Raw genomic sequence first — 15,097 nt, forward strand, 5'->3', positions numbered from 1 at the left:
TTCAGGACTTATCACTTGCAGAAGGTGTGGAATCGGAAACCACCACGGCTTCTTTCACCGCAGGGTTCACTACCGGCGCTTTTTTCTCGGGCGCGGCAGCAGGAACCTGTTCCGGGGAACTCGCCTGGTTTTCAGCTGCGCCAGGCGTTACGCCTTCGTGCTGCGCTTCGTTATCTTTCACCACCGGATTGTGGATGGTGTGTGCTTCATCACTCGCTTTTTCCGCGTCGTTTGCGCTGTACGAGCGCTTCATGGATTCCGCCGCCTGGCGCAGTTCGTCCATTGACTCTTTTAACTCTGGCGTCAGGCTATCCAGGCTCGCTTTCTCAACCTTTTTCAGGCTGTCCTGGAATTCCTGCAACTTAAGTTCCTGCGTCAATTCGTTCTGCACCGTGGTCGCCAGCGATCGTAACGCGCGAACCCAGCCCGCCACGGTACGCACCGCCACGGGCAAACGTTGCGGCCCGAGCACAATCAGGCCGATCACAAACACGAGTATCAGTTCGCCAAAACCTATATCGAACACGAATCACACCTGCTCTTTGTCGTGACGTTTTTCGTCTTTTTTAGCGTCGTCGGGTTGATTGCTATCGGAGAGCGTCTTCGCCGTAAAATCTGCATCCTGTGCCGATTTATCCTGCGTCTCCGTCTTTCCTTTATCATCGTCGCTCATGGCTTTTTTAAAGCCTTTGATTGATGCACCCAGATCGGAACCAATTGAACCGAGCTTTTTCGTACCGAACAGCAGTACAACGATGACCGCAATAATCACCAACTGCCAAATGCTGATACCACCCATACATAATCCTCTGTAGGAGATGATGTTAAAAACAGGCCCCAGTATACACGTTATCCCTTAGGCTGCATGTGTCTACCCGGCGTTACGCGAGCGGCATCAAATCAACGCGTCTTGCACCAGCCCAACAGCCAGGCGACGCCGCCGCCCGCCATTAACCATAAGGGATTAAGGCCCCATTCAGGTCGATTGATCAGTAATAACGTCCCGCTCAACAGCAACGTCGCGCCAATGCCAAACAGGTAACGCGATTGCCCCTGCCGTACATGGTTGGTCTGTAGTTCATTGGCGATTTTATCCACGCTGTGCTGCAAATACTTACCTTGCTGCAAGCCGCTGTAGATCAGTTCAGGAAGCTCCGGCATTTTCTCAATCCAGAACGGTCCTTTCTCTTTGAGCGCCCTGACTAACGCAGGAATGCCCACCTGATCTTTGATCCACGATTCAAGGAAAGGTTTCGCGGTTTTCCACAAATCCAGCTGCGGATAAAGCTGGCGACCCACACCTTCGATGTAGAGCAGCGTTTTCTGCAACAGCACCAGTTGCGGCTGCACTTCCATATTGAAACGCCGCGCTGTATTAAACAGGTTAAGCAGGACATGGCCGAAAGAGATTTCCGCCAGCGGCTTTTCAAAAATAGGCTCGCAGACCGTGCGGATCGCAAACTCGAACTCTTCCACGTTGGTGTCCAGCGGAACCCAACCAGAATCCACATGCAGCTCAGCCACTTTGCGATAGTCGCGGTTAAAGAAGGCGATAAAGTTTTCAGCTAAATAGCGCTTATCTTCTTTATTCAGCGAGCCAACAATGCCGCAATCAATACCGATGTACTGTGGGTCTTCCGGGTGGTCATAGCTGACAAAAATATTGCCGGGGTGCATATCCGCATGGAAAAAGCTGTCGCGGAAAACCTGCGTGAAAAACACCTGCACACCGCGTTCGGCCAGCAATTTCAGGTTGGTACCGTTCTTTTCCAGCGCCGGAACATCAGACACCGGGATGCCGTAAATCCGCTCCATCACCAGCATATTCTGGCTGCAATAGTCAGAATAAATTTCAGGAACGTAGAGCATCGGGCTGTTTTCAAAATTGCGGCGTAACTGGATAGCGTTAGCGGCTTCGCGCAGCAAATCCAGTTCGTCGATCAGCGTCTTTTCATATTCGCGCACCACTTCACGCGGGCGCAGACGACGTCCGTCCGGCAGCAAACGTGGAACCCAGCCCGCCAGACGATAGATAAGTTTCAGGTCCGCTTTGATAATCGGCAGGATATCCGGGCGGATAACCTTAATCACCACCTCTTTGCCGCTATCTTTCAGCCGCGCGGTATGTACCTGGGCAATGGACGCAGAAGCCAGCGGTTCAATCTCGAAATCGTCGAACCAGGTTTCAACAGGAAGATCGCCCATGGCTTTTTCGATCTGCTGTTTGGCCAGCCGACCATCAAAAGGCGCAACGCGATCCTGCAACATCGCGAGTTGATCGGCGATAAGCGGGGGGAATAAGTCGCGGCGCGTTGAAAGCATTTGCCCGAATTTAATCCATACCGGACCTAACTCCTGCAAGGCCAGGCGCAGACGTTCCCCTAACAGCTTCTCTTTGTGCCGGTTCGGCATCCAGAACAACATCCTGCGCCAGATCCGTATCGGCAGGGTGATGCGCATTTTAGGGATGAGCTCATCAAGCCCGTAACTCAAAAAAGTCTGGATGATGAAATAGAGCCGCCGTAGTTCTCCAGGCGTCATTTGCCCTCCAGTTTATCCAGGCGCTTGGCTAAGGTGTCCGCAGCACGTTCAACGGCCGCCGTCTCCTCTGCGAACCAGGCGACTTCCAGCGCGCCTGGCGCGACACGCCACTCTTCCGTTAAGACTTCAGAAACATAACGCCGCTGACGTTGAAAACCGTGGCGCAAAAAACGCGCGCCACCGCGCAGGAACTTACTGATGCCCTCGGCGGCGATATCACCCGTCCACGGCGCGAGCACTTCTGCGGGGTCGAACTCCGCCAGATCCATCAGCGATACCAGGTTTTGCACCACCTGGATATCGCCCTGCACTTCCAGCTCGCCGCTGCGAATAAGCGCGGTCAGCTGCTGGCGATCGCGCAGTTTCGGTAATACCCGTAGCTGCGTGATAACGGAACAGTCGGCTTCGCCTTCCCATTCGCCCAGCACATCAATTTGCCGCTCGCTGAACACCAGCACAAACGGCGAGGAAAACTCTTGCAGAACCACGCGCAGCACTTTGCCATGCAGACGCTGGCGCGCCGGTTTCAACGCGCCCTCGCGGTATAAAAAGGTATTCAGCACGCGTTCGATTCCCGCGGCCACCATCGGCTTAAAGGGCATACGCACTCCTGTCAGAACTTGTAGCCACGGTGCAGAGCAACGATACCGGCGGTCAAATTGTAATAATCGACGTTTTCGAAACCCGCGTCCTGCATCATCGCTTTCAGGGTGTCCTGATCGGGATGCATACGGATGGATTCAGCAAGATAGCGATAGCTTTCAGCGTCATTTGCCACCATCTGGCCGATACGCGGCAGGATGTGGAAAGAGTAAGCGTCGTAGACTTTGCTCAGCGGCTCGATAATCGGTTTGGAAAACTCCAGCACCAGCAAGCGACCGCCCGGTTTCAGCACGCGAAACATGGAGCGCAGCGCTTTCTCTTTTTCGGTCACATTACGCAAACCAAAAGAGATGGTGATGCAGTCGAAGGTGTTATCCGGGAAAGGCAGTGCTTCGGCATTCGCCTGAACATATTCAACGTTGCCAATTACACCGATGTTGCGCAGCTTTTCGCGCCCCATTTTCAGCATTGATTCGTTGATATCGGCCAGTACAACCTGGCCGGTTTCGCCTACCAGGCGGGAGAATTTAGCGGTGAGGTCACCGGTACCGCCAGCCAGATCAAGAACTTTTTGCCCGCGACGGACGCCGCTGCAATCAATAGTAAAGCGCTTCCACAAACGGTGAATGCCCATCGACATCAAGTCGTTCATGACGTCATATTTTGATGCGACCGAATGGAAAACATGCGCCACCATATCGGCTTTATTTTCCTTGGCGACGGTCTGAAAACCAAAGTGTGTCGTCTCTTTTGAATCTTCCGCCATCTTAGTGCCTGCTATTTAAGAATTTGTTTATGAAGTGTATCAGATTGGACGCATTTGCCCTACGATTCAACCACCCGACGACGCCTTCGGCGCGGGTTCATCACCCGGCGCGGCGGTGTCTAATGCGTTGTCTTCATTACGATCGTTTAACCCATCTTCCCCCGCTCGCAGACGAGACTCTTCGTCCTGCGCCTGCGCTTCGGCGGCCAATTCCGGATTAATCTCGCGTTTGATCTCCACGCCAAGCCCGCGGAACGCCTCGGCCTGAACGAGCAGGTTGCCACGCCCGGAACTGAGTTTTTTCATCGCCTGCCGATAGTTGTCCTGCGCGCGATCCAGACTTTGCCCGATGGCGCTCATATCGTCGACAAACAGGCGCATTTTGTCATACAGACGGCTCGCTCGCTCCGCAATTTGCTGGGCGTTGCGGCTCTGATGCTCATAACGCCACAAATTGGCAATGGTGCGCAGCGCCACCAAAAGCGTCGTCGGGCTGACCAGCATTATGTTGTTTTTTAGCGCTTCGGTGATCAGTTCTGGCTGTCTGTCGAGCGCAATCAGAAACGCCGGTTCCACCGGGATAAACATCAGCACGTAATCCAGGCTGCGCAGACCGGGCAATTGCTGGTAATCCTTTCGCCCCAGCAGGCGAATATGGTTACGCACCGACGCAATATGCTCCTGCAATGCGCCTTCACGGGTGAATTCATCTTCGGCGTTGAAGTAACGCTCGTAAGCCACCAGCGTCATTTTGGCATCGATCACCACGTCTTTGCCCTGCGGAAGACGCACGATAACGTCCGGCTGCATGCGGGCGCGGCTGTCATTCTCCAGGCTGACCTGAGTTTCATATTCGTAGCCTTCGCGCAGGCCGGAGGCTTCAAGTACGCGGGTCAACACCACTTCGCCCCAGTTGCCCTGGGTTTTGTTGTCGCCTTTTAATGCGCGGGTCAGATTGATGGCTTCTTGCGCCATCTGGGCGTTGAGTTGCTGCAAGTTGCGAATCTCATGCGCCAGCGTGTGGCGTTCGCGCGCCTCCTGACCAAAGCTCTCCTGCACCTGGCGTCGAAAGCCGTCAAGCTGCTCACGCAGCGGCGTCAGCAGGCCATTCAGGCTTTGGCGATTCTGCTCATCGACCCGACGGTTACTCTGCTCAAAAATACGGTTGGCCAGGTTCTCGAATTGTTCGCTCAAACGCTGTTCGCTGCTGTGCATCTGGCGCAGTTTTTCTTCGGCATGCAGCTGGGTGGATTCCAGCCGGGTAGTGACTTCGCGGAGATCCGCCTCCAGCGAACTGTTGATATGTTGCAGGCTGCGCAGCTCGTTATTGAGCAATTCGCACTCTTCGCGCCAGTGTTCGTTCTGGCTGATTTGCTGGCGAGCGGCGCTTAATTCACTAAAGACATCGCGCTGCTCAGCAAGCAATTCCGCCTGTTGCTGCGCCCCGCGCCAGCTTGCTGCCAGCCAGCCGACCAGTAGCCCTGCCAGCGCAACCGCTGCCAACACAATGATTGAAGTATCCACCACGCCCCCTGTTCATAATGCACATCAGCCGGAATTGTGCTGTATAAACGTCCAGTTTGGAAGGGTTTTTCCTGCGAGGAAGTACGCAAATAAAAAAGGCCGAACAGGTCGGCCTTCTAAATTTGGAAGCAAGATTACAAAAGGCGACGCGCGGCTTCGACGACAATTTTCACCGCATGGCTTTCGGTTTGCTTCATGGTTTCGGCGTTCGGGATCTCCTGCTGGGTGCGATTCACAATCACCCCGGCGACCATTCCGGCGCGCAGGCCCTGGCTGGAGCACATGGTCAGCAGCGTTGCTGATTCCATTTCATAATTCATTACGCCCATGGATTGCCACTCTTCCATTGAACCTCTGTAACGGTTCACAACACGGCCGGAGAAGGTGTCGTAACGCTCCTGGCCCGGATAGAAGGTGTCAGAAGACGCGGTAACGCCGATGTGTTTGGTGGCACCAATCGCATCTGCCGCCGCGACCAGCGCGGTTGTGCACGCGAAGTCAGCCACCGCCGGGTATTCCATCGGCGCAAAGTGCAGGCTGGCACCATCGAGGCGCACGGAAGCGGTCGTAATCAGCACGTCGCCCACATTGATATGCGGCTGAATCGCGCCGGTGGTTCCCACGCGCAGGAAAGTGCGGATACCAAGCTGCGCCAGCTCTTCGACTGCGATAGAGGTAGAAGGCCCGCCGATGCCGGTGGAGCAAACGATAACCGGTTTGCCATCAAGCTCTGCGCGCCAGCTGGTGAATTCACGATGCGATGCCAGTTTGACCGGCTTATCCATCAGCGCGGCGATCTTTTCCACACGCTCAGGATCGCCAGGGACGATGGCCAGCGTAGCCCCTTGTAAATCGGTTTTGGTGAGGCCGAGATGAAAAACATCAGACTTGGACATAACAGACTCCTCTGTGGTTGGTTTTTATCAGGAGAGGTAAAAAGGCACTTTACAGAAGCCATGGGCTTGATTTCGTGACTGGTGTCACCATGAATGAAAATGGTTGCACTTCATTTCCATAAAATAGTGAAACACATCACATTAACATGTTGTATCCGACAACTCAGCAGCAAAGATAGACGACGCAACGGTGTTTTGCGCACGCGACAACCTTCCCGACTATAGTTATTGGAGCGCTAATAAAGGGTAGGGAGAATGCCATGACAACCAACAAACAGCCGGGCTTTGCACCTGCGGCTTCACCACTTGCTACAACGATTGTAAACACGCCGGAAGACGCCTTAATCGCCGGCGAAACCTCCATTCCAACTCAGGGCGACAACATGCCCGCTTTCCATGCCCGCCCGAAAGACGCGGACGGCCCGTTACCGATCGTGATTGTGGTACAGGAAATTTTCGGCGTGCATGAACACATTCGCGATCTGTGCCGTCGCCTGGCGCTGGAAGGCTATCTTGCCATCGCGCCGGAGCTCTATTTCCGCCAGGGCGATCCGAATGATTTCACCGATGTCCAGACGCTGCTTAGCGCGCTGGTCAGTAAAGTGCCAGATGCCCAAGTGCTGGCCGACCTCGATCACGTCGCCAATTGGGCGGCGCGCAATGGCGGCAATGCGCATCAACTGATGGTCACCGGTTTTTGCTGGGGCGGTCGCATCGCCTGGCTGTACGCCGCGCACAATCCACAACTGAAAGCCGCTGTGGCCTGGTACGGCAAACTGACGGGTGAAAAAACGCTGAACTCGCCAAACAATCCGATAGATATCGCCACCAATTTGAACGCGCCCGTGCTCGGCTTATATGGCGGGCAGGATACCGGCATTCCTCTTGAGAGCGTGGAAACCATGCGCCAGGCACTGCGGGCGGCGAATGCCAACGCGGAGATTATTGTCTATCCCGACGCGGGACATGCTTTTAACGCGGATTACCGTCCGAGCTATCATGCAGAATCCGCCAAAGATGGCTGGCAGCGCATGCTGGCCTGGTTTTCGCAGTACGGTAAGAAATAGTGTTTTTGCGCCGCCGGTTTCGCAACAGGCGGCGCGATAGAGCAACTTATTTCTGACGCAGGTTCTGCGCGGCTTTCACCATGTTCGCCAGCGCGCTACGCGTTTCCGGCCAGCCGCGGGTTTTCAGGCCGCAGTCCGGGTTCACCCACAAGCGCTCCGCCGGGATACGCTGCGCCGCTTTCTGCAACAGCGCTTCGATCCATTCCACGCTCGGCACATTCGGCGAGTGAATGTCATACACGCCCGGTCCGATTTCGTTCGGGTATTCGAACTCTTCGAACGACTCCAGCAGTTCCATATCGGAACGCGAGGTTTCAATGGTGATCACGTCGGCATCCAGCGCGGCGATGGAATCCATGATGTCGTTGAACTCGCAATAGCACATGTGCGTGTGGATTTGCGTGTCGTCTTTCGCCACGGCGGCGTTGATTCGAAAAGCTTCCACGCCCCATGCCAGGTAAGCATCCCAATCGCTACGGCGCAGTGGCAAACCTTCGCGCAGGGCCGGTTCATCAATCTGGATAATGCCGATACCTGCGGCTTCCAGATCCGCCACTTCATCACGCAATGCCAGCGCAATTTGTTTGGCGATGGTTTCGCGGCTGACATCTTCACGCGGGAACGACCAGCAAAGAATGGTCACCGGGCCAGTCAGCATGCCTTTCACCGGTTTGTCGGTCAGGGACTGCGCATACTTCGCCCACTCGACGGTGATCGCTTCCGGGCGGCTGACGTCGCCGATCACTACCGGCGGTTTCACGCAGCGGGAACCGTAGCTCTGTACCCAGCCATTTTGCGTAAAGACGAAACCGTCGAGGTTCTCACCGAAGTATTCCACCATGTCGTTACGCTCGGCTTCGCCGTGCACCAGCACATCCAGCCCCAGGCGCTCCTGCTCGGCAATCGCTTGTTTAATATGTTCCGCGATGCCGGTGCGGTAGTTCGTGGCGTCCAGATTGCCTTTTTTGAAGTCCAGGCGCAGGCCGCGGATTTCAGTGGTTTGTGGGAATGAACCGATGGTCGTTGTCGGCCAGGCTGGCAGGTTAAAGCGGGCGCGTTGCGCCTGAGCACGCTCGCCGTACGGGCTGTGGCGTTGGCTGTCTTGCGCCGTGATCGCCGCCAGGCGTGTTGCCACGGCGGTGTTATGCACACGGGTAGAGTGGCGACGAGCCTGAATCGGCGCACTCCATTGCGCCAGTTTTTCGGTGTTGCCGCTGTTCAGCGCATCGCGCAGCAGCGCCAGTTCCTGGCATTTTTGCAGGGCGAAGGCGAACCAGCTTTTTACCTCTTCATCAAGACGCGTTTCGACGCTCAGATCGATCGGGCTGTGCAGCAGAGAGCAAGAGGAAGCGACCCATAGCGGGCGTTTCCCGACAATCTGTTGCACTTGCGCGTATTTCTCAGTCAGGTCGGCACGCCAGACGTTTCGGCCATTAACCAGGCCAGCGGAGAGTAACCAGTCAGCAGGCAAGCGCTGGTGCAGCTCAGCAACGTTGTCTTTGCCGTGCACCAGATCGACATGCAGGCCCTGCACTGGCAGCGCGGTGATCACATCCAGGTTCGGCGTAACGCCTTCAAAATAGGTGGTCAGCAGCAGTTTTACCTGACCGTTCAGCGCGTCATACGCCGGTTTAAAAACATCCAACCACGCTTGCGGTAACTCCAGCACCAGCGCGGGTTCATCGATTTGTACCCACTCGATATCGCGTTTTGCCAGTTCGGCCAGAACCTGTTGGTACACCGGCAGAATGTCGTTCAGCAGGCTTAAGCGGTCGAATTGCTCGCCTTTCACTTTACCCAGCCACAGGTAGGTTACCGGCCCCAGCAGCACGGGTTTGACTTTGTGGCCCAATGCCAGCGCTTCGTCCACCTCTTCCAGTAACTGGGTCCAGGTCAGTTTGAACTGCTGGCCTTTGCTGAACTCCGGCACCATGTAGTGGTAGTTGGTGTTGAACCATTTGGTCATTTCCGCCGCGGCAGCGGGTTCACCGGTCGGTGCGCGACCACGACCAATGCGGAACAGGGTATCGATATCCACAGAGCCGTCTTTGTTCTGATGACGAGCCGGCACATTGCCGAGCAGCAGGCTGGTGGTCAGAACATGGTCGTACCAGGCAAAGTCGCCGACCGGTAGCAGATCGATGCCGGCCTGTTTTTGTTGATCCCAGTGGCGAGCGCGCAATTCGCAGCCCACCGCCAGCAGTTCTTCACGGCTGGTGTTGCCAGCCCAGTAACTTTCTTGCGCTTTTTTCAACTCGCGACGCAGGCCAACGCGAGGGAAACCGAGGGTGTGATTAATAATTGTCATGATCCTTCCTCTTTTATATGGCTGATTCTGAAGGCAAAACTCTAAATAGTTCGGCTGGCAGGAAGGCGGCAACGCAGCGCATTCCCAGGAGCTTACTGAAGTAAGTGACTGGGATAAGCGAGGCAGCCAACGCATCTGCCAGTCGAAATATGACGAGTTTTGGACGTCCAGATGTTTACACATCCATAATGTGAAGGTACTGTGTATACCTCAAGCGCAAAATGTTCATGCCGGAGTGAAGGACTTTCATGATCGAGATTAAACATCTGAAAACGCTACAGGCGTTACGAAATAGCGGATCGCTCGCGGCAGCAGCAGCTACGTTGCATCAGACGCAATCTGCGCTTTCCCATCAGTTCAGCGATCTGGAACAACGCCTCGGTTTCCGGCTATTTGTGCGTAAGAGTCAGCCGCTGCGCTTTACGCCGCAGGGTGAAATTTTGCTGCAATTGGCGAATCAGGTGCTGCCGCAAATCAGCCGCGCCCTGCAATCTTGCAACGAACCGCAACAGACCACTTTACGTATCGCCATTGAATGCCATAGCTGTATTCAGTGGCTGACGCCCGCACTTGAAAATTTCCGCCAGAGCTGGCCGCAGGTGGAGATGGATTTCAAATCTGGCGTGACTTTCGACCCGCAACCCGCACTGCAACAAGGCGAGTTGGATCTGGTGTTGACCTCCGACATTCTGCCGCGCAGCGGCCTGCACTATTCCCCGATGTTTGATTTCGAAGTGCGGCTGGTTTTGGCGCCGGATCATCCGCTGGCGGCGAAAGCGCGCATTACGCCGGATGATATCGCCAGCGAAACGCTGCTGATCTACCCGGTACAGCGCAGCCGGCTGGATGTCTGGCGCCACTTCCTGCAACCGGCTGGCGTTAGCCCGTCGCTGAAAAGCGTCGATAACACCCTACTGTTAATTCAGATGGTTGCGGCCCGCATGGGGATTGCGGCGCTGCCGCACTGGGTGGTGGAGAGTTTTGAGCGCCAGGGTTTGATCGTGACCAAAACCCTGGGCGAAGGATTGTGGAGCCGGCTGTATGCCGCCGTGCGCGACGGCGAACAGCGGCAGCCGGTGACAGAAGCGTTTATTCGCTCAGCGCGGAACCACGCTTGCGATCATCTACCGTTTGTGCGGAGCGCGGAGCGACCCAACGCCGATGTACCCACAACGAGGCCATTATCACCGCACCACCAATAATAAAACTCGGCCAGTGCGGCTGTTCCTGCCAGATAGCGAGGTTCACCAGTAACCCGGCAGGAACATGCACATTGTTCATGATGCCGAGCGTGCCCGCGTCCACCTGCGTGGCACCGTAGTTCCACATAAAGTAACCCAACCCGGACGCCACCACGCCCAGCCAAATCAGCACGCCCCACTGCAAGCTGGTGGTCGGCAATTTCTGCGGGTTGCCCATCGCAAACCACGCGATAACAGCCACCACCAGCGCGCCGAGATAGAACCAGGCGAAGGCGTTATGCTGCGGCATCGGGCGGGTTTCCATCAGGCGTTTATAGCCAACCATGCCAATAGCGAAGCTGATATTCGCCAGTTGCACCAGAATCAGGCCAATCCAGAAGTGATCGCTGACTTTGTCGTAGCGAATAATCGCCGCGCCAATCACCGCCAGCCCGGCGCTTAATGCGTAGCTCCAGCGCAGCCCGCGCTTGCTCAGCAGGTCGTAAATCAGCGTGACGTACAGCGGCGTGAAAACCGTAAACAGCAGGAATTCCGACACCGTTAAATAGAGATAAGCCTGGAAGCTGAACAGGTACATGATGCCGAGCTGCAATGCGCCGACCAGCATATACAAACCAATGGTTTTCAGGTTGTGCCCACGGGCGCGCAGAAAGGGTAAAAACACCAGCGCCGCCAGCCCCACGCGCATCAGCACGGAGAAATAGCTGTCGACATGACCGGCCAGGTATTCGCCAATCAGGCTAAAAGAGAAAGCCCACAGAATAGTGGTGATGATCAGTAACGCCACAATGAATGTCTCTCAGGGGGAAAGAACACGCATTGTAGCGAACTCAGTTACGCAAAGTTTGAATATTTAGTTGACGTCTGATTATGAAACAAACAGATGTCAATCTTATTCAAGAAACAGTTGGCGCAGGTATTTTGGTACGGCGTTGTCGGCGTTGGTGCCGATCACTTCCAGATCCGGATGCAGCTCCTTCAGGCGCTGATGTGCATTGCCCATGATGCAGCCTTTGCCAGCCATCGACAGCATTTCCGCATCGTTCATACCATCGCCAAATGCGATGCACTCTTTCAAACTGTAACCCAGCGCACCGGCAACCGCTTCCAGCGCATGGCCTTTGGAAACGCCACCGGCCATCACTTCCAGGCAGGTTAAGGTCGAGAAGCTGACGTTCACGCGATCGCCCCAGCGCGCGTTGATCGCCTGCTCCAGCGGCAGCAGTTTTTCGTGGCTTTCGCAGGAGAAAAAGACTTTGCTGATCCCTTCCGGCTCCAGCAAACCCGGCTCATATAGCGAGTACTGGAACACCGCTTCTTTGAAGAAACGCATCTCGTCCGGACGGTGGCGGTTCATAAACCACTCATCGTCGCGGTAAACGTTGGTGATGATATCCGGCTCGTTGTGCATCACGCCAAACAGATCGGCGGCGATATCGCGATCCAGATTATGGGTAAAGACCAGATTGCCCTCGGTGTCATGCACGCGCGCACCGTTGGAAGTGATCATATAGGCCTTGATGCCCAAATTGTCGCGGATTTGCCCGACATCAACATGGTGGCGGCCAGTGGCGAAGACAAAATTGACGCCGCGCGCGGTCAGCAGTTTTAACGTTTCCTTGGCGAAAGGCGACAGTGTGTGATCGGGGGAGAGCAACGTGCCATCTAAATCGGACGCAACAACCTGGTACATAAGAAAATTTAACCTCAATAATTCATCAGTTATGCCGATCGAAGAATTCGACGATGGCGTTGAGCGCGACTGAGCGCATAGCGTCCTTTTCGAAAAGGATCTCATGGTATGCGCCCTCTATGACAAGCGGTTTACCCCCTTCACAAGGGTGACCGGCTGCGGCGCGGAGTTCGCAGAAGCGTTGATGCATGCGGTTATCCACCACGTGCTCTTCCTCTGCCTGAATAATCAATGTCGGCGTGGCGTCTTTTGCCGCCCCCGCCAGCGCGTGTTCACCGGCCAGAATGCCTTCCCGCACCCAGTGCCAGGTTGGCCCGCCTACGCGCAGTGTTGGTTCATCCGCATAAAAGCGCACATTGCGCCGGTAGCGTTCGCGGCTGTGGGTCAGCACGTTAACGGCAAAAGGCAACGCGCGCCAGCTTCCGGTACCGATGGCATAACCATCGCGAATACGCGGGTAGCTTTCCGCCCAATTAAGTAATGGACGCACCATCCAATCAGGCAAGCGAATAATGATACCGAACATCGGTGCACACAGAGCAATCGCATCGCAGGCCTGCGGGTGACGCTGTAAAAAGAGCGTGGAGATCGCGCCGCCCATCGAATGCGCCAAAATATAGCGTTTACGCCACGGCCCGCTGGCGACTTCCTGATCCCAGAAGGCCGCTAAATCATCGACATAATCGCTGAAGTTGACCACATGACCACGATGCGCGTCGGCCAAAATGCGCCCGGAACGCCCCTGCCCCCGGTGATCGATAATCAGCACATCATAACCGAGGTGGAACAAGTCATACGCCAGCTCGGCGTATTTCACGTAACTTTCGATACGACCCGGGCAAATCACAATCACGCGATCGTTACTTTGCGCGCGAAAACGGACAAAGCTGACCGGCACATTGTCGACGCCAGTAAAAACCGCCTCTTCACGCGAATGCCAGAAATCCATCAGCGGCCCCATGGTAAAAGCCGCGAACGCTTTTTCTCTGGTTTCCCATGCTTTTTTTTGCCGAAACATCGGGATTTTGCCCCTTTTAGCCATGTAAAATCGTTTTTTTGTGACCAATAGCAAATTCCGCGGACATTCGCGTATTGTGGCACAAAATAAAACAATCAGGAATTTCTCATGACCTACGAATGGTGGCTCGCCTACCTGCTGGCAACTATTATTCTGAGTTTATCCCCCGGCGCGGGGGCAATTAACACCATGACCTCGTCCATTAGCCATAGTTATCGCGGCGCGGCCGCAGCGATTGCCGGGCAACAAACCGGCCTGGCGATTCAGGTTATTGTCGTTGGTGTTGGGTTGGGGACGCTTTTCTCACGTTCTTTGTTGGCATTTGAAGTGCTGAAATGGGCGGGCGTGGCGTATCTGATTTGGCTCGGCATTCAACAATGGCGTGCCGCAGGTGCCATTGATCTGACTGCGCTGGCCAATACACAATCACGCGGATGGCTCTTTAAACGTGCGCTGGTTGTGACCCTGACCAATCCAAAATCAATTGTCTTTCTCGCCGCTCTGTTTCCGCAATTTATCGTGCCGCAAGCTCCCCAGACAATGCAGTATGTCGTGCTTGGCACGACCATGATTGTGGTGGATATCATCGTCATGTCAGGTTATGCGGTGCTGGCGCAGCGCATTCGAATCTGGATTAAAAGCCCGGTGCAAATGAAATTGCTCAACAGGATATTCGGTTCGCTGTTTATTCTGGTGGGGATCTTATTGGCATCGACAAAGCATGCGTGAGCAGTGAGTGTTTGTCGGATGGCGGCTACGCCTTATCCGACCTACGGAATAGGTTGGTGGGATAAAAACTCGTAGGCCCGGTAAGCGAAGCGCCACCGGGCAATATCGCTTAACGGGAAATAATCAGATGAATGCCGAAGCCTGCAAACAGCGCACCAGCAAAGCCATCAATCCATTTTGCCAGGCGCTGGTAGCCACGGCGAATGCCCGGTAAGGCAAACAAGCTGGCGACCACGGTGAACCAGGCGAAGGTTTCCAGCGCAATCAGCACAAAAATGCCCCAACGCGCACTGGCGCCGACGCTGTCGCCAACAAACAGCGAGAACACCGAGCCAAAGTAGATAATCGCTTTCGGGTTGGCGAGGTTAGTCAGCAAACCTTTCACAAAGCTGCGCCCGCCTGCGGCCAGTTCGACCTGCGGCGCATCGGCGTTTTGCGCCTCTTTCTTCAGCGCGCCGCGCAGCATTTGGTAGCCCATCCAGCAGAGATAAAGGCCGCCGCCGACCATAATAATGTTATGCAGCCACGCCATCTTTTCGAGGATCAGGTTCAAGCCGAGCAGCGCAACGCCGGCCCACACCATAACGCCTGCGGTGATACCGAGTACGCCCATCATCGCTTCTTTGCGCGAACGGCTAACGGCAGTTTGTGAGACGAAGAAGAAGTCCGGGCCGGGGCTCATCAGCGCAACGATGTGCACAAGAGCCACGGTGAGAAAAAGCATTAACATAATTAACTCGCGGGAAAATA

Annotated in this window: 15 protein-coding genes; 3 read left to right on the plus strand and 12 right to left on the minus strand. The window is 55.2% G+C overall.

All coding sequences use genetic code 11. The features are described from left to right. Position 1 precedes the first annotated feature (1 nt). From tatB to udp, 7 genes are all read right to left on the minus strand, one after another. On the minus strand, positions 2-526 hold the full coding sequence (gene tatB / locus AAEY27_RS21110) for a Sec-independent protein translocase protein TatB (RefSeq protein WP_342322719.1): 525 nt from the start codon (positions 524-526) through the stop codon (positions 2-4). A gap of 3 nt (positions 527-529) precedes the next feature. Further along, positions 530-799, minus strand: a complete 270-nt coding sequence (gene tatA, locus AAEY27_RS21115) for a Sec-independent protein translocase subunit TatA (RefSeq protein WP_342322720.1) — start codon at positions 797-799, stop codon at positions 530-532. 101 nt (positions 800-900) lie between these two features. Beyond that, positions 901-2,541 carry a ubiquinone biosynthesis regulatory protein kinase UbiB gene (ubiB, locus tag AAEY27_RS21120; protein WP_342322721.1) on the minus strand — a complete coding sequence of 547 codons (1,641 nt, stop codon included), beginning with the start codon at positions 2,539-2,541 and terminating at the stop codon, positions 901-903. Further along, a complete protein-coding gene (ubiJ, locus tag AAEY27_RS21125; RefSeq protein WP_342322722.1) occupies positions 2,538-3,143 on the minus strand; it encodes a ubiquinone biosynthesis protein UbiJ in 606 nt (201 codons plus the stop codon). The genes ubiB and ubiJ overlap by 4 nt, the downstream gene beginning before the upstream one ends. Before the next feature lie 11 nt (positions 3,144-3,154). After that, positions 3,155-3,910 carry a bifunctional demethylmenaquinone methyltransferase/2-methoxy-6-polyprenyl-1,4-benzoquinol methylase UbiE gene (ubiE, locus tag AAEY27_RS21130; RefSeq protein WP_342322723.1) on the minus strand — a complete coding sequence of 252 codons (756 nt, stop codon included), beginning with the start codon at positions 3,908-3,910 and terminating at the stop codon, positions 3,155-3,157. A 66-nt stretch (positions 3,911-3,976) separates the two neighbouring features. Continuing rightward, positions 3,977-5,434, minus strand: a complete 1,458-nt coding sequence (rmuC, locus tag AAEY27_RS21135; protein ID WP_342322724.1) for a DNA recombination protein RmuC — start codon at positions 5,432-5,434, stop codon at positions 3,977-3,979. Between the two features lie 134 nt (positions 5,435-5,568). After that, positions 5,569-6,330 (minus strand): uridine phosphorylase, encoded by a 762-nt coding sequence (udp, locus tag AAEY27_RS21140; protein WP_342322725.1) that lies wholly within the window; start codon positions 6,328-6,330, stop codon positions 5,569-5,571. A 260-nt stretch (positions 6,331-6,590) separates the two neighbouring features. On the opposite strand from udp, the gene AAEY27_RS21145 reads away from it, so the two are divergent. After that, complete coding sequence (locus AAEY27_RS21145; protein ID WP_342322726.1) at positions 6,591-7,397, plus strand: dienelactone hydrolase family protein; 807 nt, start codon at positions 6,591-6,593, stop codon at positions 7,395-7,397. A 46-nt stretch (positions 7,398-7,443) separates the two neighbouring features. Here the strand turns inward: AAEY27_RS21145 and metE are convergent, their stop codons facing one another. Further along, positions 7,444-9,705 carry a 5-methyltetrahydropteroyltriglutamate--homocysteine S-methyltransferase gene (metE, locus tag AAEY27_RS21150; protein ID WP_342322727.1) on the minus strand — a complete coding sequence of 754 codons (2,262 nt, stop codon included), beginning with the start codon at positions 9,703-9,705 and terminating at the stop codon, positions 7,444-7,446. 248 nt (positions 9,706-9,953) lie between these two features. Between metE and metR the strand changes: the two genes are divergently transcribed. Continuing rightward, positions 9,954-10,907 (plus strand): HTH-type transcriptional regulator MetR, encoded by a 954-nt coding sequence (gene metR / locus AAEY27_RS21155; protein ID WP_342322728.1) that lies wholly within the window; start codon positions 9,954-9,956, stop codon positions 10,905-10,907. Here the strand turns inward: metR and AAEY27_RS21160 are convergent. From AAEY27_RS21160 to pldB, 3 genes are all read right to left on the minus strand, one after another. Then, entirely contained in the window at positions 10,795-11,694 is a 900-nt protein-coding gene (locus tag AAEY27_RS21160; protein ID WP_342322729.1) for a carboxylate/amino acid/amine transporter, read from the minus strand. The genes metR and AAEY27_RS21160 overlap by 113 nt on opposite strands. Before the next feature lie 105 nt (positions 11,695-11,799). Beyond that, on the minus strand, positions 11,800-12,600 hold the full coding sequence (gene yigL / locus AAEY27_RS21165; RefSeq protein ID WP_342322730.1) for a sugar/pyridoxal phosphate phosphatase YigL: 801 nt from the start codon (positions 12,598-12,600) through the stop codon (positions 11,800-11,802). Positions 12,601-12,625: 25 nt separating this feature from the next. Further along, positions 12,626-13,618, minus strand: a complete 993-nt coding sequence (pldB, locus tag AAEY27_RS21170) for a lysophospholipase L2 (protein WP_342322731.1) — start codon at positions 13,616-13,618, stop codon at positions 12,626-12,628. A 108-nt stretch (positions 13,619-13,726) separates the two neighbouring features. On the opposite strand from pldB, the gene rhtB reads away from it, so the two are divergent. Further along, complete coding sequence (gene rhtB / locus AAEY27_RS21175; protein ID WP_342322732.1) at positions 13,727-14,347, plus strand: homoserine/homoserine lactone efflux protein; 621 nt, start codon at positions 13,727-13,729, stop codon at positions 14,345-14,347. A gap of 109 nt (positions 14,348-14,456) precedes the next feature. Here rhtB and rhtC read toward each other — a convergent pair whose 3' ends face one another. Further along, positions 14,457-15,077 carry a threonine export protein RhtC gene (rhtC, locus tag AAEY27_RS21180; RefSeq protein ID WP_342322733.1) on the minus strand — a complete coding sequence of 207 codons (621 nt, stop codon included), beginning with the start codon at positions 15,075-15,077 and terminating at the stop codon, positions 14,457-14,459. Between the last annotated feature and the right edge of the window lie 20 nt (positions 15,078-15,097).

Origin of the sequence: Kosakonia sp. BYX6, assembly GCF_038449125.1 — a bacterium.
GTDB lineage: Bacteria > Pseudomonadota > Gammaproteobacteria > Enterobacterales > Enterobacteriaceae > Kosakonia > Kosakonia calanthes.